Source organism: Streptomyces rubellomurinus, assembly GCF_000961885.1.
Lineage (GTDB): Bacteria > Actinomycetota > Actinomycetes > Streptomycetales > Streptomycetaceae > Kitasatospora > Kitasatospora rubellomurina.
The window spans coordinates 38,061-62,295 of sequence record NZ_JZKH01000038.1 but is presented as its reverse complement, the minus strand read 5'-3'; the positions used below and the strand labels follow the sequence as shown (position 1 = coordinate 62,295).

Below are 24,235 nucleotides of genomic sequence, written 5' to 3'. Positions count from 1 at the left end.
CGAGCCCGTCGCACCACCGTCGCACCACCGGGTGGTGCGACGGCGCGGGGTGCGGCCCGGGGTGTGCCTGAGGTGGGCGGATTCGTTAGAGTCCGTGCCATGGCTGACAACGACTACGACCCCGCCGGCAGCACCCAGATGTTCCGGGCGTTCGTCGACGAGACCCCGGCGCCGCAGGCCCCGGGCTCCGTTTCCACCTACGGCCGCAGCGGCGGCAACCGCACCGGCGTGATCGCGCTGGTCGCCGTCCTCGCCGTGGCCGTCCTGGGCGCCGTCATCTGGCTGGCGGTCAAGTGACCTTCCACGCCGTGCGGGTGACCCGGAGGAGGGTCACCCGCACGGCGGGAGTGGTCAGCAGGGCTTGCGCCAGGCGTTCAGGTCGAGCTGCTTGCGCATCGAACTGAAGCCGAGCGACTTGGTCTTGGCGCAGAACTGGTCGGTGTCGAGCTTGTACTCGACGTGGAACACGGCCTTGCCCGCCTTGATGAACGGCGAGACGCGGTCGCACTCGTCGAACTGCGAGCACTCCTCGTTGACCGCGAAGTCGAAGTCCGGCAGCAGCGCGGGGATCTGGTCCAGGTCGTTCTTCAGGCCGATGGCCAGGCCGCGCTCGTGCGCGAGTCCGGCGAGCATGCGGTTGTACGCGAGCTGGTCGTCCGGGGTGAGCGGGAAGCCGCTGTTCTGGTTGTAGGCCTCGATGGTGTCCGGCTCGATGGCGTCGAAGCCCTTGCTCTTGCACATGTCGAAGCGGGTGGCCATCAGCGGCTTCAACTGGTCCAACTTGCGGATGTCGAACCACTTCTCGCCCTTCCAGCCGGTGTCCGAGCCCTGCAGGGCCTTGGCGAAGGCGTTGGCGTCGGGGCGGAAGTTCTCCCAGGAGCCGGCGTTGATGTAGCAGATCACCTTGCGGCCCTTGGCGTGCAGCGCGGCCACCACCGAGGCGTCGTTCTCGAAGCCGTCGATGTCGTAAACCGGCACGTCCACCGACTGGTCGACGGTGCCGCCGAGTTGCCACTGCCAGGCCAGGCCGGGGGTGGGCTGCCAGCGGGCGCCGGCCGGGGGCGGGGCGGTGCTGCCGGGCGTCGTGCCGGTGGTCGGCGGGGCGGTCGTGGCGCCCGGCGTGCCGGGGGTGGCGGGCGAGGTGCCGGGGGTGCCGGGAGTGGCCGGCGCGGTGGCCGCGGGCGGCGTGCTCGGCGAGTCGTCCGCCGAGTCGTGGTCGTCGTCCGAACCGGAGCTGCTGCACGAGGTGGCGAGCAGCGCGGTGGCGCAGGCGAGGGCGGTGGCGGCCGGCAGCAGCCGGGTACGGCGGTTCACGGTTGTCGAACTCCGGATCGGGTCAGGTCAGTTCAGCTGCGGTCAGACCGTACGGCAGGGTGCGCCAGGGGTTCTCCCCGGCACCCGGGACGGCGCAGCCGACGCCGGCCCGGCGGGCGGCGATCAGGGCGGCGGCGTCGGCGGCGTGTTCGGGCGGGACGTCGTAGACCAGGTGGCAGAAGCGGGAGGCCGCGTGCCGGCCGGTCCACAGCGGGAGCGTCATCGCGCGGTACGCGTCCCAGTCGCCCTCGAAGGTCACCAGCAGGTCGGCCAGGCCGACTTCGGCGTACCCCGGGTCCGGGTGGTCGCCGTGGCCGAACACCACGGTGCCGCAGCCGGCCGCCCGGGCGGCCGTGGCCAGCCGCCGGTAGTGCGCCAGGGCGCCCGGGTGGCCGGCGACCTGGTCGAGGTAGACGCCGGTGATGCCGTGCCGCTGGCGGTACGTCAGGATGTCGGCGACGACGGCCGCGTGCGGCCTGCGGCCGTAGTCGGTGTCCGCGTAGCCGACCAACGGCATTCCGGCGGCGCGGAGTTCTTCCGCGGCCTCGGCGAAGACGCCGTCCGGCGTCTCGCCCGGGCCGTCCGCGAGGTTGAGCACCACGGCGGCGATCCGGGCCGGGTCGGCGGCCGCGACCGCCTGCCAGGCCGCCCGGTCCACCGCGGGGTGGACGTAGAGCGGCACCAGCAGGCGGCCCTCGGGTGTGAGCCCGGCGGTCATGCGACCACCGGGGCGGGCTCGGCCGTGCTCAGCCACAGGTCGCGCAGGGTGGCGGCGAGTTCGGTCGTCGGCCGCCAGCCGAGCGCCCGGGCGGCGGCCGACACGTCGGCCTGCTGCCAGGAGACGGCGGCCGAACGCTCGGAGCCGGCCCCGCTCTCGTCGATCCGGCCGGTGAAGCCGGCCGCGTCGACCAGGCCGTCCGCGAGCGCCCGGACCTGCTGAGCCCGTCCGGAGGCGAGGTTGAGCACCCGGGGGAGCGGGCCCTCGGCGGCGACGGCCAGGCCGACCGCCTGGGCGACGTCCCGGGCGTCCACGAAGTCGCGGTAGGCGGAGAGGTCCCCGACCGTCACCACGCCTTCGGGCCCCTCGGGTGCGACCCGGCGCAGCTCGGCGGCCAGCCGGCCGGGCAGCGAGCCCGCCGGGGCGCCCGGGCCGACCGGGTTGAACACCCGCAGCACGACGGCGTCCAGCGGCGAGCCGGCCACCGCGAGGGAGCCGGCCAGCTTGGTCGCGCCGTAGACGCCGACCGGGCGGGCGTCGGCGTCCTCGGACAACGATGCGCCCTCCGCGCAGACGCCGTACTCGCCGGCCGAACCGATGTGCACCAGGCGGGACTTCGGGGCGCCGAGCTGCAGCGCCTCGCAGAGCACCGCCGGGCCGCGGGCGTTCACCTCGGCGAGCTTGACCGCGCTGCCGGCCACCGCGCCGGCGAAGTTGACCACGGCGTCGGGTGCCAGTGCGGCGAGTTCCTCGCCGAGCGGGCCGGCCTGGGCGGTGGCCAGGTCCAGCCGGAGGTCGTGGGTGGGCCGCCGGCCCGCGGTCAGCACGGTGGCACCGGGCAGGGACCGCAGGACGGCGGTGGCGTGACGGCCCAGGAAGCCGTCGCCGCCGAGCAGCAGGATTCTCACGCGGCCCGTCCGTCGCTCTCGACGCCCGCCGTGGCCTCCGCCGCGGCCTGGGCGTCCGGGGCGGTGCGGACGGCCGGGACCGGCAGCTCCGCCACGCCCGGCGTGGCGCCGGCCGACTCGAAGGGCATCAGGATGGGGCGGATGGTGGAGAACTCGGCGTTGGCCCGGTCGTAGTCGTCCGGGCGGCCGATGTCCAGCCAGTAGCCGTCGAAGTCGTAGGAGGACGGCGGGGTCCTGGCGGCGAGCAGGTCGAGCACCAGCTCGTCGAAGCCCAGCGGCAGGCCGGGGGTGTACTTGGCGAGCGCCGAGCGCGAGACGCCGTACACGCCCATCGAGACGCGGTAGTCGATGCTGGGCTTCTCCTGGAAGCCGGTGATGCTGCCGGACTCGGTGGTCAGCACGCCGAAGTCGATCTTGACCTGGCGGGCGTAGGTGGCGATCGTCAGCGGGGCGCCGGACGCCTCGTGGTGCTTGAGCACCCCGGAGAAGTCCAGGTCGGTGAGGATGTCGCCGTTCATCACCAGGAAGTGCTCGGGCAGCCGGTCCTGCATGGTGAGCAGCGGGCCCATGGTGCCGAGCGGGCTGTCCTCGACGGCGTAGCCGACCCGCAGGCCCCACTGGGAGCCGTTGCCGACGTAGGCGCGGATGATGTGGCCGAGGTGGCCGATGGCCAGGGTGACGGTCTTGAAGCCCGCCGCGGCGAGCTGGCGCATCACGATCTCCAGGATCGCGTGCTGGTCGCCGATCGGGACGAGCGGCTTGGGAAGCGCGGTGGTGTAGGGGCGGAGGCGAACGCCCTTACCGCCGGCCAGGATCACTGCGTGCATGTTTCCCCCACGGAAAGGATGTGCAGGACACGAACCTTGGTAACCAGGACGAGCATGATCGTTACGACGCTCAGACGTTGTAGATGTCGGTCTTGTAGCGCGCCAGGTTGGCCGGGTCGCGGAAGAACTCGATGGTCTGCTCCAGGCCCTGCTCCAGCGTGAACAGCGGCGCCCATCCGGTGGCCGCGCGCAGCCGGGTGGCGTCCGCGACGAGCCGCATGACCTCGGAGTTGGTCGGACGGATGCGCTGCTCGTCCTCCTTCACCACCAGGTCGACGCCCATCAGCTTGCCGACCAGGGTGACCAGGTCGCCGACCGAGATCTCGCCGCCGGTGCCGGCGTTGAAGGTCCGGCCGACCACCGTCTCGGCGGGCGCGGTGCCCACGGTGCGGAAGGCGTTGGCGGTGTCCTTGACGAACATGAAGTCGCGGGTCGGGCGCAGGTCGCCGAGGGTGATCTCGGTCTGGCCGGCCGCGACCTGGGCGATCACGGTCGGGATGACGGCGCGCATCGACTGGCGCGGGCCGAAGGTGTTGAACGGGCGCAGCGTGACGACCGGGGTCTCGAAGCTGGCGTGGTAGCTGTCCGCCAGCCGGTCCCCGCCCGCCTTGGAGGCGGCGTACGGCGACTGGGTGTTGATCGGGTGGTCCTCGGTGATCGGCACGGTCTGCGCGGTGCCGTAGGTCTCGCTGGTGGAGGTGTGGACCAGGCGCGGGATCTCCAGGTGGCGCACCGCCTCCAGCACGTTCAGGGTGCCGGTGACGTTGGTGTCCACGTACGAGTGGGGGGCTCGGTAGGAGTACGGGATCGCGATCAGGGCGGCCAGGTGGTAGACCGCCTCGGTGCCCTTGACCAGGCCGTTGACCGAGCCCGGGTCCCGGACGTCGCCGAGGATGATCTCGACCGAGTCCAGCACCTCCTGCGGCAGGGTCTCCAACCAGCCGAAGGAGGAGAAGGAGTTGTACTGCACCATCGCGCGGACGTGGTGCCCGTCGGCGACCAGGGTCTCGACGAGGTGGGAGCCGATGAAGCCTTCGGCTCCGGTGACCGCGACGCTGCTCATGCGGGATTCGCTTTCTCGATTGCGGGGGACGGCCGGGCCCGTGTGGTCGGCGGCCGCCGGTGATTCGTTCGGTGTGTGTCGGTGGCGGTGGATCAGCGGTGCTGGGTGGTACGGCCGAGCGCGGGCCCGGCGATGGCGGTGAGGACGAGCGCGGCCGCCCCGCAGCCGATCAGCTGCAGGACGATCGGGTCCGCACCGGTCAGCAGCCCGGCGCTCTCGGCGGTCGCGGCGGCCAGACAGATGAGGGCGGTGCTCCAGCTGAACCCGAAGGCGTTCAGCAGCAGCGCCAGCCAGAGCGAGCCGCCGAGGAGCAGCATCGCGCCGAGCTGCGGCACGCCGAGCGCGGGGGCGCCGGGCCACAGCACGGTCGCGGCGGCGTCCAGCGCGGCCACGGTGGTGAGGTAGATGAACAGGCAGCCGAGCAGGATGCCGCCGGTGCGGCGGCCGAACTGCCCGGTGGTGTGGCTGGTGCGCAGCGCGGCCACCGCCATCGCCCGGTAGCGGAAGAGCAGCCACTCGGCGAGGCCCAGGCTGAGCGTCAGCGCGATCATGGCGGGCCCGGTCAGCGCGGCCTTCGCCTCGTGCGCGGCGCCGTGGGCACCGTGGGCGCCGTGCGCGGGGTGTCCCCCGGCGTGGACGGCGGCGGTGTGGACGGCGTGGCCGCCGGCCTGCACGGCCTGGTGGATGGTCTCGCCGAGGCCGGCGATCAGCGTGAGCGCGCCGCAGGCCAGGCCGAACAGCAGGTGCGGCAGCTCCTGGCGCAGCGGCAGCTTCAGCTCGACGGCCTCCGGCTCGACGCCGCGGATGCAGCGCACCAGCTCCCGGCCGGCCAGGCCGACCGCCAGCAGCACCGAGGCGAGCAGCACCACCGTCCGTACCGCCTGCGGGACGTCGACGGCCAGCACCACGCCCGCGCCGACCGAGGCCGGCGCCAGCGCGAGCAGCAGGAACTTCTCCCGCCCGAGCACCAGCAGCACGGTGGCCGCGCCCAGGTAGGCGGACTGCCCGGCGGCGAAGGACAGCGCGCCGAGCGGCCCGCCCACCACGTACGCGGCGGCGGCCGCGACCAGCGCGCCCAGCGGCGCGCCCACGGCCAGGCAGCGCGCGGCGTCCCGGCGGCGCAGCCGGCCCAGCCAGCGGTACGCGCGGTGCGCCAGCGCCTGGTTGAAGCCCCAGCTGACCAGGGTGGCGACGGACAGCGCGAGCATGCCCGAGGGCAGGCCGAAGCGCATCCGGGCGGTCGCGAACAGGTTGGCGCCGAGCAGGTAGCCGAGCCCGGGCAGGGCGAACACCAGGCCGCGCACCACGCAGCGCCAGGGGTCGGCCCGCCAGGGGTTGGCGAACTCGGAGCTCGGGCCGGGGTAGCGGCGCTGGACCTTCTCGAACAGCTCCTCGGCGACGGTGAACGCGTCGGGGCGGCCGTACAGCAGCGCGGCCTGCTCGTCCGAGAGGCCGTCCGACTCCAGGATGGCGGCGATCTCGTAGGGGTGGACGGCGTCGGCGCAGATGTCGTTCAGGCGCTCGGCGAGTTCGTCCAAGGGGTCGGCGGAGAGGCCGAGTTGCTCCTCGGGCTCCGGCTCGGGCCGGGCCGGGAGGGCGGGGCGGCGGCGCTTGAGCGGCAGGGTGCGCAGCTGCATCGTCCGCTCGGAGCCACCGTCCTCGGGGACGAGACGCAGCGGACCACTCATGCCCGCACCTCGCTGCGCTCGGTACCGGCGGCCAGCTGCGGCTCCCAGTCGGGGCTGGGCGCCTGGTCGGTGACGGCGACCATGCCGCCGGGCATCCAGCGGGCGGTGCCGAGCAGTTCGGTGTAGATGCCGCGGAAGCCGTCGATGTTCTGGCGGAGCGTGAACTGCTCGATCACCCGCAGCCGGGCCTGCTCGCCGAGGCGGGCGCGCCGTTCGGGGTCGCGCAGCAGCTCGATCGCGGCGGCGGCCATCGGTTCGGGTTCGCGCGGGGGGACGACCAGGCCGGTGTCGCCCACGGCCTCGCGCACGCCGCCGACGTCGGTGGAGACGGTCGCGCGGCCGCAGGACATGGCCTCGATCAGGGTGAACGGGAAGCCCTCGCTGATGCTGGAGAGCATGACCACGTTGCCCGCCGCGTACGCGTCGGTGATGTCGGCGACGCGGCCTTCGAAGGCCACCGAGTCGGCGATGCCGAGCTCGGCGGCCAGGGCTATGCAGCCGTCCCGGTACGCCTCGCCGCCCTTGGGGGTGCCGCCGAAGAGCCGCAGTCGCGCCTCGGGGATCTCGCGGTGGACGATGGCGAAGGCCCGGATCAGCGTCTCCAGGTCCTTGATCGGGTCGACCCGGCCAGCCCAGCTGAGGGTCGGCGTCCCGGGCTCGGGCCCGGCCGGCGGGAAGGCCGCCGGGTCCACCCCGTTGTAGACGGTGCGGATGTGGCTGGACGGCGTGCCGCCGCGCTCCTCCCAGCGCCGGTTGTACCGGTTGCCGGGGGTGACCAGGGCGGCCTGCCGGTAGCTCTCCTCGGCGAGCATCCGGTAGAAGCCGAGCAGCAGCGCCTTGACGGGCCAGCGGTAGGGGCCGGTGCGGTAGCCGAGGTAGCGCTCGCGCAGGTAGATGCCGTGCTCGGTGAGCAGAAACGGTACGCCGTACTGCTGGGCGGCGATCAGCCCCGGCAGGGTGGCGAGGCCGCCGCTGGCCGCGTGCGCGACGCCCTCCTTCGGCGGTGCGACCGAGAGCGGCCGCAGGGCGTGCTCCAGCAGGTCGGTGGCGTTCAGCGCGTCGTGCAGGGTGGGCCGGGAGGCGGCGGTGGGCAGGTAGTCGCGGGTCCAGACGTGCTGGAGGGTGCGCAGGGCGCGCTCGCTGCGCAGGGCCGGGCTGAGCAGCCCGGCCCTGGCGAGGTCGGCGAAGCCGTACAGCTCGGTGCCGAAGTGGGTCGTGTAGACCGGGTCGAGGACGGAGTGGAGGAAGCGCTCGTAGGCGTTGAGGAAGCGGCGCATCTCCTTGCCGCGGGGCGGCCGGGCCTCGGAGGCCGGGCCCCACAGCGGCGCGGTGGTGACCGACCGCACGTTGGCGGGCAGCTCCCAGGCCAGGGGTTCGTGGCCGGTTCCGGTGACGGCGATGACGTCGAAGTCGACGTCCGGCATGCCCTGAACGAGCTGGTCGCACCAGACGCTCACGCCGCCGTGCTGGTGCGGGTACGTCCCCTCGGTGAGCAGGGTGACGCGCATTCCTGTCCCCCCTCCTGTTCCTGCGTCGGGTGTCCGGCCTGGATGGCCGGACGGGGGCCGTGGCGGGGCCGGGCCGGTCGAACGGCCCGGCCCCGTCATCGGGTGGTTCTGCCAGTGACTGTCCGGTCAGCGGGCGCCGGGGCGGCCGTTGGTGCCGCGGTGCGCCGGCTCCCCGGAGGGCTTGCCGTGCTGCCCGTCACCGGCGCCGTTGCCGGTGGTGCCGTTCTTGTCCACGGTGTCCTTGCTGGGCACCGGGGTGCCGCTGCCGGGGACGAGGGACGTGGCGGGCTTGCGGGTGGTGTCGCTCGGACCCACCGGGACGGGGGTGGCGACGCCCTGCGGGACGACCTTCTTGTCCGCGGGGGCCGGAGCCGGGACGGACTTGGCCGCGACGCTCGGCGCGACGGCGGCCGGGGCGGCCGGAGCCGCGCCCGAGGGGAGCTGCAGGGTGACGCTGCTCTGCAGGGCGCCCGGGGACACCCAGCCGGAGAGCGTACCGGCGTAGGCGGAACCGAAGGCGGTCGACCCGATGACCAGCTGCTGAGCAGTTCCGGTCGGCATGGTGGCCTGGACCTGAACGCCCGCCGGCGCCTTGACCGTGACGGTGTTCCCGACCCGGTAGGCGGTGACCTGGCCGGCGGCGACGGCGTTGCTCCAGGCCGCGCGCTTCTGGAACTCCTGGCCGATCTCCCGCTCGCTGAGGTTCACGATCGGGGCGTTGTCGGCGTGCAGCGAGCGGTAGGTGCCGAGGATCTTCTCCAGCACCGGGTACGCGATCCGGTCCTCGGAGAGGTTCGACTGGTGGATGAAGTGCGGCCGCGGGTCGTTGCTCAGCACGTGGCCGAGGTCGATCCGGGCCTCCAGCGGCACGATGTACGACTGGTAGCCGGTGGCGGTGTCCAGCGGCTTGGACAGACAGGTGGAGTTGGGGTTGTTCTCGCAGACGCCGCTGCCGCCGTTGGCCTTGCTGGTGTAGATCCAGTTGTACTCGTCGGTCTCCTCGACGGCCGAGCCGGCGTTGTAGAAGACGTTCATCGGGTACCGCGGCACGGTCAGCGTGGACGAGCCCACGGGCCGCTGGGCGGCCTCGCGGGAGGCGTCGCTGCCGGTGAACCGGATGCCGTTGGCGGCCAGCGCCGGCGCCAGGTTCGGGTTGTCGCTGGTCTCCTGCGGGGCGGTCAGCAGGCCGGAGTGCTCACCGGTGACGAGCACCTGCGGGTCGACGTTCAGGCCGTTCTTGGTGGCCCAGTCGAAGTTGTTCTTGATCTGGCCGTAGATCGTGTTGTAGTCGACCCAGACGGTGTTGCCGGTGGCGTCCTTGGTGCAGCGCCACGGCACCACGGTGACGTCCTGGACGCAGCCCAGGTACGGGTGGCTGTAGGTGTGGTTGACCCAGCGGTAGCTGCTCTGGTCGGCGATCATCTGGCTGGCGGTCGGGTCCACCGTGGTCTGGTGGTCGGCCTTCCAGTCCTCGCTGCCGTTGCCGTTGAACAGCATGTCGAGGGTGAAGTTGTTGGTGGCTTCCCACTGCTTGGCGTACTGCGCGTCGGCCTGGGTCATCCGGATCGGGTTGCCGGTGTCCGGGGTGCCGGGCGGGCAGGTGACGTCGCCGGGGGTGCACTTGAGCGTCGTCGACCAGCGGTCGTCGGCCAGGAACACGTCGTCGATGTGGGTGGCGAAGTAGTTCCGGTCGTAGCCGAGGTGGACGCCCTGGGTGATCCAGTCGACCATGCCGCGGGCCAGCAGCCGGTACTGCTGCTGGTACTGGTTGTAGACGAACGTGACGACCAGTTCCTTGCGGCCGTCGTGGGCGTATTCGCCGACGAGGGAACCGCGGGTGGTCGCGTTGGGTATCGCGGCGTCGACCAGCGGCGTGAACGAGGCTCCGGCCGGGAGGTTGGCGAGCGGGGTCGCCAGGTAACCGTAACTCTCGCTGACGTTGGGGTCGTTGTCCTCGAACGGGACGCTGCCCTTGAGGTACCCGAACGGGCCCGAAGTTCCGGCGGCCGTGGTGGCCGCCTGGAATCCGTCGAGGGTGCCGACGTATCCCGGATTCGACGCGTAGTTCAGCCCGACCGCCGGGTTGGCCCACGTGTAGGCGTCGATCTGGCGGACGTTGAAAGCCGCTTCGTAGCTCGCGATCGCGGCCATCTCGGCGGTGTTGCTGAACGGGTTTTCGTTGGGCATGACGATGCCCTGGAACTTCCCGCGCGGCTGGCCGTTCACCGTGTCGCTCAGGAAAGCGGCGGTGATGGTGGGCCGGCTCGTGTCACTCAGACGCACGACCTGGTACGGGGTGCCCTGGCTCTTCAGCTCGGCGGTGATCGCCGCGACCGACGGCCCGCCGTCGTCGATGACCAGGATGGTGAGGTCGATCCTGGGCGGCGTGGTGTCGCCGAAAGCCAGGGTGGTCTGGAGGCCGCTGGCCAGCAGAACTGCCGCCGCGCAAGCGGCGACTCTTCGGGTCGCTCGACCCATGGTGATCCTCCCCTTGAGGCAGGCGCCGGGTGGTCCTCGCTCGCCTGCCCTGTAGCTGTTCGCGGGCAGCAGGCTGCCCGGCGCCCATCCTGGTCGAGGCGTGGCCGTGCGAGGGACCAATTGGGCGAGAGTGCAGCGAACCTGTTACCAACGTTCATGGCGAAGCCATGAAGGCGCTGATTGTGACCGGAACGGGACCGGTGATGCAAATAATGAATTGAAAATGAAAAACCGGAAGCCGAGTGCTACAGCTGGTTACCGACCGTAGATCGACGTGCCGTTCCCGGGGGTGTCGGAACCGAAGTCGTCGCGCGTCACACTCTCGCACAACTCTCCGCCCCAATGGGCAGGTTCATGCAATATCTGACACCTTGTGTCACGACGCAGTCCGAATATGCAATGCGGGCGCGGGTTCGTCCACCGCCCCGGCCGCGGACGGAATGCGGGCCGTCCGGAATGCGGCGCGCCGGGGCCCGGGAGCCCCGGCGGCTCAGCCCTCGTGGATCAGGCCCTCGCGCAGCTGCGCCAGGGTGCGGGTGAGCAGTCGCGAGACGTGCATCTGGGAGATCCCGATCTCCTCGCCGATCTGCGACTGGGTCAGGTTGCCGAAGAAGCGCAGCATGATGATCCGGCGCTCGCGCGGCGGCAGCTTGGCCAGCAGGGGCTTCAGCGACTCGCGGTACTCGACGCCCTCCAGCGCGAGGTCCTCGTAGCCGAGCCGCTCGGCGAGCGGGCCGTCGCCCTCCTCCTCGCCGGGGCTGGAGTCGAGCGAGCTGGCGGTGTAGGCGTTGCCCACCGCGAGGCCCTCGACCACGTCCTCCTCGCTGACCCCCAGGCAGGCGGCCAGCTCGGCCACGGTGGGGGAGCGGTCCAGCCGCTGGGACAACTCGTCGCCGGCCTTGGTGAGCGCCAGCCGCAGCTCCTGCAGCCGGCGCGGCACCCGCACCGACCAGCTGGTGTCCCGGAAGAAGCGCTTGATCTCGCCGACCACGGTGGGCATCGCGAAGGTGGGGAACTCCACCCCGCGCTCCGGATCGAACCGGTCGATCGCCTTGATCAGCCCGATGGTGCCGACCTGGACGATGTCCTCCATCGGCTCGTTGCGGCTGCGGAAGCGCGCCGAGGCGTACCGGACCAGCGGCAGGTTGAGCTCGATCAGGGTGTCGCGGACGTAGGCGTGCTCGGGGCTGCCGGGCTCCAGCGCGGCCAGCCGCAGGAACAGCGCGCGGGAGAGCGTCCGGGTGTCCAGCCCGGCGCCGGGCGGGGCCTCGTCCGGCGTGGCCCGCTGGTGCGGGACGGCGCCCTCGGCGACGGCCGCGGCCTCGGCCTGACCAGCGTGGATCTCCGCAGTGCCGAGCTCTCCGGACATGCGCCCACCCCCTCGTGACTGACGGTTGAACGGGGGCCGACGCAGGGAGGTTCCCGGCGGGGGCCCAACCCCCTCCATACCGGCACACCGGCCACGGCAAACCCGAACGTCGCGAAAAGTCACACCGGGGTGACGCGCTGCGATGTCACTCTTCCCAGGAGTTGCCGGTCCGAAGCCTCGTCAGGATCCGCGACAGCAGTCGCGAGACGTGCATCTGGGACATCCCCAGCTCGGTGCTGATCTGCGACTGGGTGAGGTTGGCGAAGAACCGCAGCATCACGATCCGTCGCTCCCGCTCGGGGAGCTGGACCAGCAGGTGGCGGACCATGTCGCGGTGCTCGACCTCGGCCAGTGCGGAGTCCTCGTAGCCCAGCCGGTCGAGCAGGGCGAGCCCGCCCTCGTGCTCCTGCGCCGCCTCCAGCGAGGCCGCGTTGTAGGCCCGCCCGGCGTCCAGGCAGGCCCGGACGTCCTCCTCGGGGATCCGCAGGCTGGCGGCGATCTCGGGCACCTTGGGCGCCCGCCCGTGCAGCACCGTCAGCTCCTCCATCGCGCCGCTGACCTGGACCCACAGCTCCTGGAGCCGGCGCGGGACGTGCATGGTGCGGACGTTGTCCCGGAAGTAGCGCTTGATCTCGCCGAGGATGGTCGGCAGCGCGTAGGTGGGGAACTGCACGCCGCGGGTGGGGTCGAAGCGGTCGATCGCGTTGATCAGGCCGATGGTGCCGACCTGGACGACGTCCTCCATCGGCTCGCTGCGGCTGCGGAAGCGGGTGGCGGCGTAGCGCACCAGCGGGATGTTCACCTCGATCAGCGCGGCCCGGACCCGCTCCCGCTCGGGGGCGTCCGGGGGCAGCTCGGCGAGCCGCTCGAACAGCACCCGGGTCAGCGTCCGGACGTCCACGGCGGGTCGCCCGCCGGGGCCGCGCAGCCCGTCCGGGCGGAGTTCGCCGGCCGGGCTGATGATCTCTGCCAGCACATCGTCCACGGACACGTCACCCCTCCCAAAGTCGTCTACGGCGGGCCCTGCGGAGCGGGTGTCGCGGCGGGTTCCTCACCTCGCCATGTCCGGCAAAACCGGTCATAGCATCACAAGGTGGGCGTAGTTCGGGCAAGTACCCGGCGGAGGTGTGTTGGTGGGGTGTGCGACCTGCGCCGGGCCCCGCGGCGAGGCGCCGCAAGGATCGTTCCCGGACAGAGCAGGACGCCCCGCCCGGAGGCCGGGCGGGGCGGCGCGGGCCGTCCGGGGGACGGGCCGCGGGGGCGGGGCCCGTCGCCGGGCCCTGTCGCGGTGCCGGGATCAGACCTCGATGTCCGCGATCACCCAGGTGGCGAACTCGCGCCACAGGCCCGCCGCGGCCTGGTGCGCCGGGTGGGTCAGGTACGCCTGCAGGGCCTCGCGGTCCTCGACCAGGCTGTTGATCGCGTAGTCGTACGCGATGTCGCGCTCGGTGGTGTTCCAGGCGCACTCCCACTCGCGCAGCTCGGGGATCAGCGAGCCGAGCTCGGCGAAGGCCTTGGCGCCGGCGAGCGCGCGCTCGTCGTCCTTGGTGACGCCTTCGTTGAGCTTGAACAGGACCAGGTGGCGGATCACGATGCCGCTCCTCGCGGACGGGGACAGGAAGTGCCGCCCACGGTAGCCGGTGCGTCCGCGCCGCTCGCGGGCCGTCCGCCCCCGGGCCCGGCCGGGCCTACTTGATCAGCCCGGTCATGAAGGTGCCGACCGCCTTGGCGGCGTTCGAGATGCCCTCGAAGCCCAGCTGGACGAGCTCGGCGGACCGCGCCGGCGAGGTGATGATCGAGTAGAGGACGAAGACGAGCAGGAGCACGATGCCGATCTTCTTCGCCTGCGCCATCGGTGACCTTCCTCCCTGCTGTGGGCCGCCGTCATCGGCTCCCCGGGCGACCCTCAGGGGCAGCTTATCCACCGGACGGGCTATCAAGTGTGCGACGCGTTCGCCCGGCGGGACGAAGGTCCCCGCGAGTGGGGCCTTTCTCCGGGTGCCCGGCGGCGGCCCGGGCGGCAGGATGGACGACGTACCGAGGATCTGGCAGGAATCCCCGGTGCGTGGACCGGAGTTCCCCGCTGTGGGACCGGGCGCCGCGACTCTCCCCCGACGCGGACCCGGTGGTGGGAACTCCGCAGGGGGAGCGGTCAGTCCCCCCGAGCCGCTCCCCCCTCAGGCTCCGCACGGACCGGGCACCGGTGGTCATCGGCCCGGGGTGCGGAGCCCTTTTTCGCGTGTGAGGGTGCGCGGAAACGCCGAGGGCCCGTCCGGATCGGACGGGCCCTCGGGCTTTCGAGCGGTAGCGGTGGGATTCGAACCCACGGTGGAGTTGCCCCCACACACGCTTTCGAGGCGTGCTCCTTTGGCCGCTCGGACACGCTACCGAGGGGAACTCTACCGGACGGGTGGCGCGGTCACGAAATCCGTATCCGGAGCCGGCCCGCGGCCGGGGTCAGCGGTGGGTGTCGAAAAAGGCGCGCAGCTGCTCGCCGCACTCCTCGGCGAGGACGCCCCAGACCACTTCGGGGCGGTGGTTGAGCCGGCGGTCGCGCATCACGTCGAAGAGCGAGCCGGCCGCGCCGGCCTTCTCGTCGACGGCGCCGTAGACCACCCGGTCGATCCGGGAGAGCACGATGGCGCCGGCGCACATCGTGCACGGCTCCAGCGTGACGACCAGGGTGCAGCCGGAGAGCCGCCATTCCCCGAGCTTCGCCGCGGCCTGCCGGATGGCGACCACCTCGGCGTGCGCGGTCGGGTCGCCGACCGCCTCGCGCTCGTTGTGGCCGCGCCCGACGACCTCGCCGTCCGGGCCCAGGACGAGCGCCCCGACCGGGACGTCACCGGTGGCCGGCGCCAGGGCGGCCTCGGCGATGGCGAGGCGCATCGGCGCCGCCCAGCGGTCACGGACCGGGTCGGGGCGGACGGGAGCGGGCAGGGGGGCGATGCGGAGTGCGGTCTGCGCGGCGGATGCGGGCTGCATGGCATCCAGTGTCGGGCATCCGGCCCGGGTGCCGGTGCGGGGCACCGGCCGTTACCGGACCGCCTCCAGCACCTCGCCGCAGCCCAGGGCCTCGGCGATCTCCTCCAGGGCGTCGCCCGGCACCGCGCCCTCGCCGCTGAGGCCGAGCAGGTCCTCGGAGGCCAGGCCGAACTCGGTGAGCAGGTGGGAGTCGCCGAGCGGGCCGACCGGGACGCTGCCCCGGCCGTCCTCGTCCTCGTCGTCCTGGGCCTGGGTGTCCTCGCTCTCGTCCAGCAGGTGGTCGAGGTCGCCGAACTCGCTCTCGCCGGCCTGGTCGACCAGTTCGTCGGTGAGGACGGAGCCGTAGGAGCTGCGGGCGGCGGCGGCGCCGTCCGACACGAAGATCCGCGGGTCCTCCTCGCCGTCCACCCGGACGATGGCGAACCAGGCGTCCTCCTGTTCGATGAAGATCAGGACGCTGTCGTCGTCCTGGGCACTGTCGCGGGCCAGGTCGGCCAGGTCGGCCAGGGTTTCGACGTCGTCGAGCTCGGCCTCGCTCACATCCCACCCGTCCTCGGTGCGAGCAAGCACTGCAGCGAAGTACGCCACCAGGGACACTCCCAAGATCATCGGTCTCGGCTGTCGGCGCGTACGGGCGACGCGGAATCCTGGCCGCCCCCGCGCCAGAGGCGGTCCGCTTGTTCGGACCGTCCCATCGGAATCGTGACAGAAAGCCCGCCCTTGCGGGGGGTGTTCGGCAGCGCGTCTTCGCAGGTCGTGTCGGAAGGCCCGACCGGCGGGCGACGGCGTGCCACCGGTGCGGTGCGGAGCGTGTCGGAGCGCGCCCGGGCGCCCCGGAGGGCCCGGTCAGATCCGGAACGTTCGCATCCGCATCGCTTCGCGCATCCGCCGCTCCTTGGTCCGCCGGGGCTGGACCCGCTCGCGCAGTTCGCGCGCCTCCGCGAGCTCGCGCAGGAAGACGGCCCGCCGCTTGCGGCGCTCCGCCTCGGTCTCCGGAGGGTCCTGCGACGGGCCGGAGCGCCGGCCCGCCCCGATGACGGGCTCGTCCGCCGAGCCGTCCCCGGGTTTCGGGTTGCTCGTCATGCGTCGAGACATTCCCAGTTCGGCCCGGTTGATACCACGGGATCCGTTTCCGACCGGACATTCGCCGCGTGTCACGGCGTGTCACCGCGAGGTGACCCGTCCCGGTCAGCGGCCCTGGCACGGCGTGTCGTACGCGCGTCCGGGAGCGGGCTAACCTCGATGCATGCGTCTCCACGTCGTCGACCACCCCCTGGTGGCCCACAAGCTCTCCACCCTGCGCGACGAGCGCACCGACTCGCCGACCTTCCGTCGCCTGACCGACGAGCTGGTGACCCTCCTCGCCTACGAGGCCACCCGGGACGTCCGCACCGACGAGGTGGAGATCACCACGCCCGTGGCGGTCACCCTCGGCACCCGGCTCAGCTACCCGCGCCCGCTGGTCGTGCCGATCCTGCGGGCCGGCCTCGGCATGCTGGACGGGATGACCCGGCTGCTGCCCACCGCCGAGGTCGGTTTCCTCGGCATGGTGCGCAACGAGGAGACCCTGGAGGCCTCCACCTACGCCACCCGGATGCCGGACGACCTCTCCGGCCGCCAGGTCTACGTGCTCGACCCGATGCTGGCCACCGGCGGCACGCTGGTCGCCGCGATCAAGATGCTGATCGAGCGCGGCGCCACCGACGTCACCGCCGTGGTGCTGCTGGCCGCGCCGGAGGGCGTCGAGGTGATGCAGCGGGAGCTGGCCGGGCTGCCGGTCACCGTGGTCACCGCCGCGCTGGACGAGCGGCTGAACGAGAACGGCTACATCGTCCCCGGCCTCGGCGACGCGGGCGACCGCCTGTACGGCACCGCGGGCTGACCCCCACCCCGAACGGACGAGAGCCCCCCGACCGGAGTCGGGGGGCTCTCGTCCGTTCGGGGTCCGTCCGCCGGCGGGTCAGCAGCTGCCGGTGGCGGTCGGGGTGGGGGAGGGCTTGACGGCCAGGGCGAGGGCGGCGGCCGCCTGGTTCTCGTCCAGCAGGGCGTTGTAGCTGTCGCCGATCACGAAGTCCACGGTGGCGTCGGTGCGGGCGTCGGCGGTGACGGCGGCCCCGGCGATCTGCGAGCCGACCAGGGTGCCCGCGCCGGCGCCGGCCGGGCCGGCGATCACCTGGGCGGGGCCGGGCACCTTCTTGTCCAGCTCGGCCGGGGCGTTGCCGACCTTGCCGATGGTGAAGCCGCGCTTCTTCAGCTCCTCGGCGGTCCGCCCGGCCAGGCCGGCCTTGGTGGTGGCGTTGTAGACGTTCACCGTGACGGTGGCCGGCTTCGGGATCGCGTGCGGGTCGCCCTGGGCGGCGGCCGGGGTGCCGGCGGCGGGAGCGCCCGGGGCGCCCGGGGTGGCGCCCGGCGTCGGGGCGGCCAGCGCCTTGCCGGACGGGGTCGCGCAGGCCTGCGCCGAGGTGTTCTTGTTCCGGCCGGAGAAGATGTCGTACAGCTGCACGCCGCCGAGGGCGATCAGGGCCAGCGCGAGCAGGCCCGCGAGCGCCGCGATCACCTTGCGGCTCTTCTTCGGGGGCCGGCCCAGCCGCGGGTAGGCGTTGCCGGTGACGCGGTACTGCTTCCCCTTGAGGCCTTGGGGAGTCAACATGCTCACGGTTTGTCTCCCCCTCGTGCCGGGGCGGGGTCGGGATGACGGGTCGGCCGGTGCGGGTGTCCGCCGGGTGCGGCGGAATCCCAGGTCGTAGCCGTAGTCAGCAGCGTAGTGCCGTCCGGCTGCGAAGGTACTAAACGATCATCATCTGGAGTATCCCGGTACCCGAAAGGGGGTACCCGGCCGGGTGTCCGGGTACGCGCGGACCGCCCTCCGCGGGGTGGCGGTCGGGCGGTCCGGGATGCGGGTGAGGCGGCCGGGGACGGCCGTCACTCCATTTCGAGGACGCGGGCGTGCAGCACCTGGCGCTGCTGCAGCGCGGCCCGTACGGCCCGGTGCAGCCCGTCCTCCAGGTAGAGGTCGCCGTGCCACTTCACCACGTGGGCGAAGAGGTCCCCGTAGAAGGTCGAGTCCTCGGCCAGCAGGGTTTCCAGGTCGAGTTGGCCCTTGGTGGTCACCAGCTGGTCGAGCCGCACCGGACGCGGGGCGACGTCAGCCCACTGGCGGGTGCTCGTCCGGCCGTGATCCGGGTACGGCCGCCCATTGCCGATGCGCTTGAAGATCACACGGAAAGCCTACCGTTCGGACGGCGAATGGCGTAGCAGCCGCGGCGCCGCCACGCCCCCGGGTGTGAGCTGCGGGCGGGCGAATGCGGCTGTTTGATGGGAAATGTCGCGAAGTTCGGTCGCGGCCCGCCTTCCTCGCCACCAGCCGCCAGCCGTCCGTCGCTCAGGAGTGTGCGCCGATGTCCTCCGCCCTCACCCCGCCGTCCGTCCGCGAGATCGCCGACGGGTACGCCTTCACCGGGCCCGCGCTCGACCTCGGCGCGGTGCTGCTGGACGGCACCGCGTACCCCGACGCCCAGGTGCGCATCCCGCTCGGCGTGCTCAACCGGCACGGGCTGGTCGCCGGGGCCACCGGCACCGGCAAGACCAAGACCCTCCAGCTGATCGCCGAACAGCTCTCCGCCCAGGGCGTGCCGGTGTTCCTCGCCGACATCAAGGGCGACGTCTCCGGCGTCTGCGCGCCCGGTACGCCGAGCGAGCGCACCGCCGCCCGGGCCGCCGAGGTCGGGCAGCCGTGGACGCCGCAGGGCTGCCCGACCGAGTTCTACGCGCTCGGCGGTCAGGGCGCCGGCATCCCGGTCCGGGCCACCGTCACCAGCTTCGGGCCGCTGCTGCTCGCCAAGGTGCTGGACCTGAACGAGACCCAGGAGTCCTCGCTCAGCCTGGTGTTCCACTACGCCGACCGGAAGGGCCTGGAGCTCTACGACCTCAAGGACCTCACCGCCGTGATCGGCCACCTCACCTCGCCCGAGGGCAAGGAGGAGCTGAAGACCATCGGCGGCCTCTCCGCCGCCACCGCGGGCGTCATCCTGCGCGCGCTCACCGTGCTGGAGAACGAGGGCGCCGGGGCGTTCTTCGGCGAGCCCGAGTACGACACCGCCGAACTGCTGCGGACCGCCCCGGACGGCCGGGGCGTCGTCTCGGTGCTCGAACTGCCCGCCGTGCAGGACCGGCCGCGGCTGTTCTCCACCTTCCTGATGTGGCTGCTCGCCGACCTCTACCAGGAACTGCCCGAGGTCGGGGACCCGGACAAGCCCAAGCTGGTGTTCTTCTTCGACGAGGCGCACCTGCTGTTCAAGGGCGCCTCCAAGGCCTTCCTGGAGGCGATCACCCAGACCGTCCGGCTGATCCGCTCCAAGGGCGTCGGCATCTTCTTCGTCACCCAGACGCCGAAGGACGTGCCGGCCGACGTCCTGGCGCAGTTGGGCAACCGGGTGCAGCACGCGCTGCGCGCCTTCACCCCGGACGACGCCAAGGCGCTCAAGGCCACCGTCTCGACCTTCCCGCGCTCCTCCTACGACCTCAGCGCGGTGCTCACCTCGCTCGGCACCGGCGAGGCCGTGGTCACCGTCCTCTCCGAGAAGGGCGCGCCGACGCCCGTCGCGGCGACCAGGCTGCGCGCGCCGCAGTCGCTGATGGGGCCGGTCGAGGCGGCGGCGCTGCAGGCGGCCGTCGACGCCTCGCCGCTGACGGCGCGCTACCGGGACGCGATCGACCGGGAGTCGGCGTACGAGAAGCTGACGGCGCGGGCCGACGCCGCGCGGCCCGAGCCCGTCGAGCCGGCGCGGGAGCCCGAACGCGAGCCCGCGCCGCGGCGGGAGGGGCGGGAGGAGCGGGAGGAGCGGGAGGAGGCGAAGGGCGCGGGCGGGCTGCTCGGCTCGCTGCTGAGCAACCCGACGGTGAAGTCCTTCGCCCGCTCGGCCGGGCGGCAGCTCGGGCAGGAGATCTCGCGCAGCCTGTTCGGGACGTCCCGGAAGCGGCGGTAGGTCAGCCGGAGAGGGCGGCGCCGATCCGGTCCAGGGAGGACAGCCGCATCAGGCCGTAGTGGTAGAACTCGACCTCGGGCACGCCGAGTTCGCGCAGGACGGCGATCTTGGCGGCGAGGTTCTCCGGGCCGTCGCAGTCGGCGGCCATCGGGCGCAGGATCACCGCCATGTCCTGCGGGCGGACGCCGTGCAGGGCGAAGGCGGCGAGCTTCTCCCGGACGGCCTCCGGGGTCCTCGCGTAGCCGAGCGTCTCGATCTGGTCGACGACCTTGGTGAGGGCGGGCAGGTCGATGCCGGCGAGCCAGCCCCGGCCGGGGCCGCCGCCGTCCATGAAGCTCAGCCGCATGCCGTGCCGGCGGGCCTGCTCGGTGAGGTCGGCGGCGAGCGAGGTGACGGTGGCGGCGGAGGCGTCCACGTACGCGGCGAAGGCGCCGTCCGCGAGGGCGCTCAGGTCGGCGGGCTCGGCGGCGGCCCGCTCGTCGGCCAGCCGGCGGCGCAGTTCCGTCCGGACCGCCGCGGCGACCTCGTCGGCCGGGACGCCCGCGCGGACGGCGGCGGCGCGGCAGTGCGGGCAGAAGCAGACGCCGAGCAGGGCCTCGGCGGTCGGGCCCAGCTCCTCGAAGTAGCGCTCGTGGTGGTAGCCGTGGCGCAGGCCGTGGAAGTGCGGGGACTCGGCGCGGACCGCGTCCACGCCGTACCGGGCGAGCTCGGCGACCAGGGTGAGGGCGTACTCCCGGACCTCCGGGTTGGCCGGGCAGAGCTCCGTGAGGTGGCGGTCGCCGAAGGCGTTGGCCGGGGAGCAGTCGGGGTGGGCGAAGCCGAGCCGGTCGTTGTGGCAGAACACCGTCCAGGCGTGCAGCTTCAGGCTGCGGCGGCCGGCCTGCGCGGCGGCCTCGGCGAAGGGGTCGTGCTCGCCGATCGCGGTGGACGGGACGGGCGCGAGGCGCCGGCCCCGCCAGGCGGCCGGGTCGGGGCGGAAGTACGCGGCGCCGGGCTCCAGGTAGCGGACCACCCGGCGGGGGTTGTGCGGGAAGACGTCGCGGGCCTCGTGGTAGACCGAGGCGAGGGTGACGCCGCCGACCCGGGCGCGGTCGGTGAGGTTGCCGAAGAAGGCGTCGGCGCCCTCGTCGAGCAGGTCGGTGGCGAAGGCGAGGACGGACGACTCCACGGTGCGGCTCCGGAGCGGGGGCGGGCTGGTGCGCCGCCCACGCTAGCCGCCGGGGTGGGAATGGTCTATACCTGACACCCGCTGGAGGGATCTCAGAGGCCGAGGTCGTCGAGCTGCTTGAGCAGGTCGGCGTGGGGGCTGTTCGAGGCGGCGGGTGCGGTGGACGCGGTGGACGCGGGGGCGGGCTTCGGCTTCGCCCCGTCGCGGAGCAGGGCGGCGGCCGCCAGTCCGCCGATCAGCCCGCCGAGGTGGCCCTGCCAGCTGACGCCGTGGGCGACCGGCAGCACGCCGATCAGGATCGTCCAGTAGGTGGCGGCGACGCCGAGGCCGACGACCGCGTCCAGCACGTTGCGGTCGAGGATCCCGCGCAGCACCACGTAGCCGAGGTAGCCGTAGACCATGCCGCTCGCCCCGGCCGTCACGGTGTTCGAGCCCGCCAGCAGCCAGACCGTGAGCCCGCCGGACACCGTGATCACCAGGCTGGCCAGCAGGAACTTCCGCATGCCCCGGTAGGCGGCCAGGAAGCCGAGCACGAACAGCGGCCAGGAGTTGGCCACGATGTGGCCCCAACTGAAGTGCAGGAACGGCATGGTGAACATCGCGGGCAGGTCGTCCACCCGCTCCGCGCGCAGGCCGTAGTCCCGGGACAGGTCGTAGTCGTCCAGCCAGTTCACCACCTGCACCGTCCAGATGACGGCCTGGATCCCGAGCATGGTCATCAGCGCGCGGCGGGAATCCGAGAGCAACTGGGCGAGTTTGGAGGCCATGACGTCGACTGTAGGGGCGGCCGAATCGGTCGTGCACCCCATTACAGTGATCCGTGTCGTCCGACCCCGAGAGGTGCACCCCATGAGTGTTCGTCCGCCGCTGCCGTACGAGTTCCTGCCGCAGGTGCCGTCCTTCCCGCTGAGCAGTGAGGACATCACCGAAGGCGGCACGCTGGCGCGGGAGTTCCTCCACGCCGGCGGCAACCTCTCGCCGCAGCTGGCCTGGTCGGGGCTGCCGGAGGGCACCCGGGGCATCGCCGTCACCTGCTACGACCCGGACGCGCCGACCGGCTCCGGCTGGTGGCACTGGCTGGCGCTCAACCTGCCCGCCGACACCACCGAACTGCCGCGCGGCGCCGGCTCCTCGGACGCGAGCCTGCCCGGCGACGCCTCCTTCCACGGCCGCAACGACTTCCCGGGGAACCAGTACGACGGCGCCGCCCCGCCGCCCGGCGCGCCGCACCGGTACGTCTTCGCGGTGCACGCGCTGGACGTGGCGGAGCTGGACGTCACCGCCGACACCCCGCCGGCGCAGGTCGGATTCCACCTGACCTTCCACACGCTGGGCCGCGCGCTGCTGACCGCCGAGTACGGGGTCTGAGCACCGTGACCCCCGATCGTCCGGTCGAGGTCTGGCGGCTGCCCGAGGAGGAACTGACGGCCGGCCGCCGGGCCCGGGCCTGGACGGTCGGGCCGGACGGCGAGTTGGCCGTGCTGCTGGTGCCGGAGCAGTACACGGCGCCGGCCGGCTCGTGGCCGTCCGTGACGCTGCCGTACGACGGCGAGGTGGTGGTGCTCGGCCGGCAGGGCGAGTGGCGGGTGCCGCTCACCGGGGTCGAGGTCCTACCGGACCACCTGGCGCTGCTGCCGGGCCGGCGGGTGCTGCTGGCCGACTACCGGGCCGACGAGGAGGACGACGGCTGGCTGCCCAACGGCGTCGTGTTCGGCCCGGACGGGACGCCGGAGGCGGAGCTCTCCCTCGGCGACGACATGCCCGTGCTGGTGACCGACCGGGACGGCCGGATCTGGATGGCCTACGGGGACGAGGGCATCTTCGGCGACCACCCGATGGCCGCCGCGGGGTTGCGGGCCGCCGACACGGCGGGCCGGGCGGTGTGGAGCCCGAGCGGCCTGCCCGGCGAACCGCTGGAGGGTCTGGCCGGTGCGACCGAGGGCGGGTGCGCGTGGCTGGCCTGGTACCCGAGCTCCTCGGGCAGCTACCTCACCCGGGTCGACCCGGTCGGCGGGGCGTCGACCACGACGCGCAGCCCGGTCCGGCTGCCGATCGGGTTCGCCGTCCGTGGCCGGGAGGGCGTCTTCCTCACCAAGGACGGCGAGCTGACCTGGCACCTGCTCGTCGGCAAGGAGTGGAAGCGGACCGCGAAGCGACGGGTGGGGCTGTCCGGCGAACTGGACCGGCAGCGCGCGCACGGCCGGGACGGCGTGCTGTGGTTCCGCGCGGGGAACGGCTGGTATCAGGTCTCGGCCTGACGCCCGGTCCCCGCCGCCCGGTCGGCGCGCTCGGCGAGCCCGCGCAGGTGGGCGCGCAGCTCCGGCGGCTCGTGCACCTCGAAGGCGCAGTCCAGCATCAGCAACCGCATCGCCGTGTACTCCAGGGAGTCGGCGCGCGAGCGGAGGCGGCAGCTGTGCTCGTCGATCGGCTCGATCTCGGAGTCGTTCGGCTTGAAGCGGGCCCGGACGCTGCGCGCCGGGGCGTGCACGGTGGCGACCACCTCGACGGCGGCCGACGGGCGGCGCAGCTTGCTCGCCACGAACGCGGCGGCGTCCTCGGCGGGCAACGGGCGCGGGGTGAAGCGGGCGCCGGTGGCGAAGGGCTCGCTCAGCCGGTCGACGCGGAACAGCCGCCAGTCGTCGCGGTCGAGGTCGTAGCCGACCAGGTACCAGCGGCGGCCGGCCGAGACCAGCCGCTCGGGTTCGACGAGGCGCCGGGTCTCGGCGCCGTCGTAGGCGCGGTAGGCGAAGCGCAGCCGCTCCCGGTTGGCGACGGCGTTCGCGAGCACCGTCAGGTCCTCCGGGTCGACGGTCGGGCCGTCCCCGGGGAGCGGGAGGGTGGCGGTGTTCAGCGTGCCGACCCGGTGCCGCAGCCGGCTCGGCAGCACCTGGAGCAGCTTGCCGAGCGCCCGGACGGACGCCTCCTCGATGCCGACCACGGCGTGCCCGGCCGCCGCCCGGAGCCCGACCGCGATGGCCACCGCCTCCTCGTCGTCCAGCAGCAGCGGCGGCATCGCGGTGCCCGCGACCAGCCGGTAGCCGCCGACCGCGCCCAGCGTCGCCTGCACCGGGTAGCCGAGGTCGCGCAGCCGGTCGATGTCGCGCCGGATGGTGCGCGGGCTGACGCCGAGGCGTTCGGCGAGTTCGCTGCCGGGCCACTCGCGCGGGGTCTGCAGCAGGGACAGCAGGGTCAGCAGCCGGGCCGGGGTGTCGGTCATGCCTCCC

The 24,235-nt window shown here is 73.0% G+C and carries 24 protein-coding genes, 1 tRNA gene and 1 pseudogene; 5 read left to right on the top strand and 21 right to left on the bottom strand.

Annotated features, from left to right (window positions below; translation table 11 throughout):
- Positions 1-99 precede the first annotated feature (99 nt).
- Positions 100-297 carry a hypothetical protein gene (locus VM95_RS19550; protein WP_045698561.1) on the top strand — a complete coding sequence of 66 codons (198 nt, stop codon included), beginning with the start codon at positions 100-102 and terminating at the stop codon, positions 295-297.
- A 54-nt stretch (positions 298-351) separates the two neighbouring features.
- Here the strand turns inward: VM95_RS19550 and VM95_RS19545 are convergent, their stop codons facing one another.
- The 16 genes and pseudogenes from VM95_RS19545 to VM95_RS19475 form a co-directional block, all read right to left on the bottom strand.
- Positions 352-1,314 (bottom strand): endo alpha-1,4 polygalactosaminidase, encoded by a 963-nt coding sequence (locus VM95_RS19545; RefSeq protein ID WP_244178850.1) that lies wholly within the window; start codon positions 1,312-1,314, stop codon positions 352-354.
- Positions 1,315-1,336: 22 nt separating this feature from the next.
- On the bottom strand, positions 1,337-2,032 hold the full coding sequence (locus VM95_RS19540) for a spherulation-specific family 4 protein (protein ID WP_045698559.1): 696 nt from the start codon (positions 2,030-2,032) through the stop codon (positions 1,337-1,339).
- Positions 2,029-2,940, bottom strand: coding sequence for an NAD-dependent epimerase/dehydratase family protein (locus VM95_RS19535; RefSeq protein ID WP_045698557.1), 912 nt, complete (start codon positions 2,938-2,940; stop codon positions 2,029-2,031). The genes VM95_RS19540 and VM95_RS19535 overlap by 4 nt, the downstream gene beginning before the upstream one ends.
- 125 nt (positions 2,941-3,065) lie before the next feature.
- Positions 3,066-3,767: pseudogene (locus VM95_RS19530) on the bottom strand (nucleotidyltransferase family protein); the annotation flags it as partial.
- Between the two features lie 70 nt (positions 3,768-3,837).
- Complete coding sequence (locus tag VM95_RS19525; RefSeq protein ID WP_045698556.1) at positions 3,838-4,830, bottom strand: SDR family NAD(P)-dependent oxidoreductase; 993 nt, start codon at positions 4,828-4,830, stop codon at positions 3,838-3,840.
- Positions 4,831-4,922: 92 nt separating this feature from the next.
- Positions 4,923-6,518, bottom strand: a complete 1,596-nt coding sequence (locus VM95_RS19520; RefSeq protein WP_045698553.1) for a hypothetical protein — start codon at positions 6,516-6,518, stop codon at positions 4,923-4,925.
- The gene (gene pelF, locus VM95_RS19515) at positions 6,515-8,026 is read right to left on the bottom strand and encodes a GT4 family glycosyltransferase PelF (RefSeq protein ID WP_078860176.1); all 1,512 of its coding nucleotides are present in this window, start codon (positions 8,024-8,026) and stop codon (positions 6,515-6,517) included. Before pelF ends, VM95_RS19520 begins: the two co-directional genes overlap by 4 nt.
- A gap of 126 nt (positions 8,027-8,152) precedes the next feature.
- Positions 8,153-10,504 (bottom strand): hypothetical protein, encoded by a 2,352-nt coding sequence (locus VM95_RS19510; RefSeq protein ID WP_063773525.1) that lies wholly within the window; start codon positions 10,502-10,504, stop codon positions 8,153-8,155.
- Positions 10,505-10,994: 490 nt separating this feature from the next.
- Positions 10,995-11,873 (bottom strand): RNA polymerase sigma factor SigF, encoded by an 879-nt coding sequence (locus tag VM95_RS19505; protein ID WP_045698551.1) that lies wholly within the window; start codon positions 11,871-11,873, stop codon positions 10,995-10,997.
- Positions 11,874-12,018: 145 nt separating this feature from the next.
- Entirely contained in the window at positions 12,019-12,801 is a 783-nt protein-coding gene (locus VM95_RS19500) for an RNA polymerase sigma factor SigF (protein WP_244178852.1), read from the bottom strand.
- 369 nt (positions 12,802-13,170) lie between these two features.
- Positions 13,171-13,464, bottom strand: a complete 294-nt coding sequence (locus VM95_RS19495) for a Dabb family protein (RefSeq protein ID WP_045698549.1) — start codon at positions 13,462-13,464, stop codon at positions 13,171-13,173.
- Positions 13,465-13,561: 97 nt separating this feature from the next.
- Positions 13,562-13,726, bottom strand: a complete 165-nt coding sequence (locus VM95_RS43315) for a hypothetical protein (RefSeq protein ID WP_167352939.1) — start codon at positions 13,724-13,726, stop codon at positions 13,562-13,564.
- Between the two features lie 449 nt (positions 13,727-14,175).
- Positions 14,176-14,262 (bottom strand) — tRNA-Ser (locus tag VM95_RS19490).
- 68 nt (positions 14,263-14,330) lie between these two features.
- On the bottom strand, positions 14,331-14,858 hold the full coding sequence (tadA, locus tag VM95_RS19485; protein WP_052706456.1) for a tRNA adenosine(34) deaminase TadA: 528 nt from the start codon (positions 14,856-14,858) through the stop codon (positions 14,331-14,333).
- A 51-nt stretch (positions 14,859-14,909) separates the two neighbouring features.
- Complete coding sequence (locus VM95_RS19480; RefSeq protein ID WP_045698547.1) at positions 14,910-15,467, bottom strand: tRNA adenosine deaminase-associated protein; 558 nt, start codon at positions 15,465-15,467, stop codon at positions 14,910-14,912.
- 237 nt (positions 15,468-15,704) lie between these two features.
- Complete coding sequence (locus tag VM95_RS19475; protein WP_244178849.1) at positions 15,705-15,941, bottom strand: hypothetical protein; 237 nt, start codon at positions 15,939-15,941, stop codon at positions 15,705-15,707.
- Positions 15,942-16,104: 163 nt separating this feature from the next.
- Here VM95_RS19475 and upp point away from each other — a divergent pair, with 163 nt between their 5' ends.
- Entirely contained in the window at positions 16,105-16,740 is a 636-nt protein-coding gene (gene upp, locus VM95_RS19470) for a uracil phosphoribosyltransferase (protein WP_045698544.1), read from the top strand.
- A 78-nt stretch (positions 16,741-16,818) separates the two neighbouring features.
- Here upp and VM95_RS19465 read toward each other — a convergent pair whose 3' ends face one another.
- Together VM95_RS19465 and VM95_RS19460 are read right to left on the bottom strand one after the other, a co-directional pair.
- Positions 16,819-17,508 carry a LytR C-terminal domain-containing protein gene (locus VM95_RS19465; RefSeq protein ID WP_244178851.1) on the bottom strand — a complete coding sequence of 230 codons (690 nt, stop codon included), beginning with the start codon at positions 17,506-17,508 and terminating at the stop codon, positions 16,819-16,821.
- Positions 17,509-17,780: 272 nt separating this feature from the next.
- Positions 17,781-18,077, bottom strand: a complete 297-nt coding sequence (locus VM95_RS19460) for a type II toxin-antitoxin system VapB family antitoxin (RefSeq protein ID WP_030061387.1) — start codon at positions 18,075-18,077, stop codon at positions 17,781-17,783.
- A gap of 179 nt (positions 18,078-18,256) precedes the next feature.
- On the opposite strand from VM95_RS19460, the gene VM95_RS19455 reads away from it, so the two are divergent.
- A complete protein-coding gene (locus VM95_RS19455; RefSeq protein WP_045698533.1) occupies positions 18,257-19,843 on the top strand; it encodes a helicase HerA-like domain-containing protein in 1,587 nt (528 codons plus the stop codon).
- A 1-nt stretch (position 19,844) separates the two neighbouring features.
- On the opposite strand, the gene VM95_RS19450 is transcribed toward VM95_RS19455, so the two are convergent.
- Together VM95_RS19450 and VM95_RS19445 are read right to left on the bottom strand one after the other, a co-directional pair.
- Complete coding sequence (locus VM95_RS19450; protein ID WP_045698531.1) at positions 19,845-21,011, bottom strand: hypothetical protein; 1,167 nt, start codon at positions 21,009-21,011, stop codon at positions 19,845-19,847.
- A gap of 92 nt (positions 21,012-21,103) precedes the next feature.
- The gene (locus VM95_RS19445) at positions 21,104-21,778 is read right to left on the bottom strand and encodes a rhomboid family intramembrane serine protease (protein ID WP_052706453.1); all 675 of its coding nucleotides are present in this window, start codon (positions 21,776-21,778) and stop codon (positions 21,104-21,106) included.
- Positions 21,779-21,860: 82 nt separating this feature from the next.
- Here VM95_RS19445 and VM95_RS19440 point away from each other — a divergent pair, with 82 nt between their 5' ends.
- Both VM95_RS19440 and VM95_RS19435 read left to right on the top strand, forming a co-directional pair.
- Positions 21,861-22,379 (top strand): YbhB/YbcL family Raf kinase inhibitor-like protein, encoded by a 519-nt coding sequence (locus VM95_RS19440; RefSeq protein WP_045698527.1) that lies wholly within the window; start codon positions 21,861-21,863, stop codon positions 22,377-22,379.
- 5 nt (positions 22,380-22,384) lie between these two features.
- On the top strand, positions 22,385-23,269 hold the full coding sequence (locus VM95_RS19435; protein WP_045698525.1) for a hypothetical protein: 885 nt from the start codon (positions 22,385-22,387) through the stop codon (positions 23,267-23,269).
- Here VM95_RS19435 and VM95_RS19430 read toward each other — a convergent pair.
- The gene (locus VM95_RS19430; RefSeq protein ID WP_045698522.1) at positions 23,254-24,228 is read right to left on the bottom strand and encodes a helix-turn-helix transcriptional regulator; all 975 of its coding nucleotides are present in this window, start codon (positions 24,226-24,228) and stop codon (positions 23,254-23,256) included. The two genes, VM95_RS19435 and VM95_RS19430, sit on opposite strands and share 16 nt — an antisense overlap.
- Positions 24,229-24,235: the final 7 nt, after the last annotated feature.

Excerpts from the sequence above, each read along its gene's own strand:
- pelF (WP_078860176.1), bottom strand. The coding sequence starts at position 8,026 with ATGCGCGTCACCCTGCTCACCGAGGGGACGTACCCGCACCAGCACGGC.
- VM95_RS19475 (WP_244178849.1), bottom strand. The coding sequence starts at position 15,941 with ATGACGAGCAACCCGAAACCCGGGGACGGCTCGGCGGACGAGCCCGTC.
- VM95_RS19445 (WP_052706453.1), bottom strand. The coding sequence starts at position 21,778 with ATGGCCTCCAAACTCGCCCAGTTGCTCTCGGATTCCCGCCGCGCGCTG.
- tadA (WP_052706456.1), bottom strand. The coding sequence starts at position 14,858 with ATGCAGCCCGCATCCGCCGCGCAGACCGCACTCCGCATCGCCCCCCTG.
- VM95_RS19430 (WP_045698522.1), bottom strand. The coding sequence starts at position 24,228 with ATGACCGACACCCCGGCCCGGCTGCTGACCCTGCTGTCCCTGCTGCAG.
- VM95_RS19455 (WP_045698533.1), top strand. The coding sequence starts at position 18,257 with ATGTCCTCCGCCCTCACCCCGCCGTCCGTCCGCGAGATCGCCGACGGG.
- VM95_RS43315 (WP_167352939.1), bottom strand. The coding sequence starts at position 13,726 with ATGGCGCAGGCGAAGAAGATCGGCATCGTGCTCCTGCTCGTCTTCGTC.
- VM95_RS19540 (WP_045698559.1), bottom strand. The coding sequence starts at position 2,032 with ATGACCGCCGGGCTCACACCCGAGGGCCGCCTGCTGGTGCCGCTCTAC.
- VM95_RS19550 (WP_045698561.1), top strand. The coding sequence starts at position 100 with ATGGCTGACAACGACTACGACCCCGCCGGCAGCACCCAGATGTTCCGG.
- VM95_RS19525 (WP_045698556.1), bottom strand. The coding sequence starts at position 4,830 with ATGAGCAGCGTCGCGGTCACCGGAGCCGAAGGCTTCATCGGCTCCCAC.
- VM95_RS19480 (WP_045698547.1), bottom strand. The coding sequence starts at position 15,467 with ATGATCTTGGGAGTGTCCCTGGTGGCGTACTTCGCTGCAGTGCTTGCT.
- VM95_RS19440 (WP_045698527.1), top strand. The coding sequence starts at position 21,861 with ATGAGTGTTCGTCCGCCGCTGCCGTACGAGTTCCTGCCGCAGGTGCCG.
- VM95_RS19465 (WP_244178851.1), bottom strand. The coding sequence starts at position 17,508 with ATGTTGACTCCCCAAGGCCTCAAGGGGAAGCAGTACCGCGTCACCGGC.
- VM95_RS19520 (WP_045698553.1), bottom strand. The coding sequence starts at position 6,518 with ATGAGTGGTCCGCTGCGTCTCGTCCCCGAGGACGGTGGCTCCGAGCGG.
- VM95_RS19510 (WP_063773525.1), bottom strand. The coding sequence starts at position 10,504 with ATGGGTCGAGCGACCCGAAGAGTCGCCGCTTGCGCGGCGGCAGTTCTG.
- upp (WP_045698544.1), top strand. The coding sequence starts at position 16,105 with ATGCGTCTCCACGTCGTCGACCACCCCCTGGTGGCCCACAAGCTCTCC.
- VM95_RS19505 (WP_045698551.1), bottom strand. The coding sequence starts at position 11,873 with ATGTCCGGAGAGCTCGGCACTGCGGAGATCCACGCTGGTCAGGCCGAG.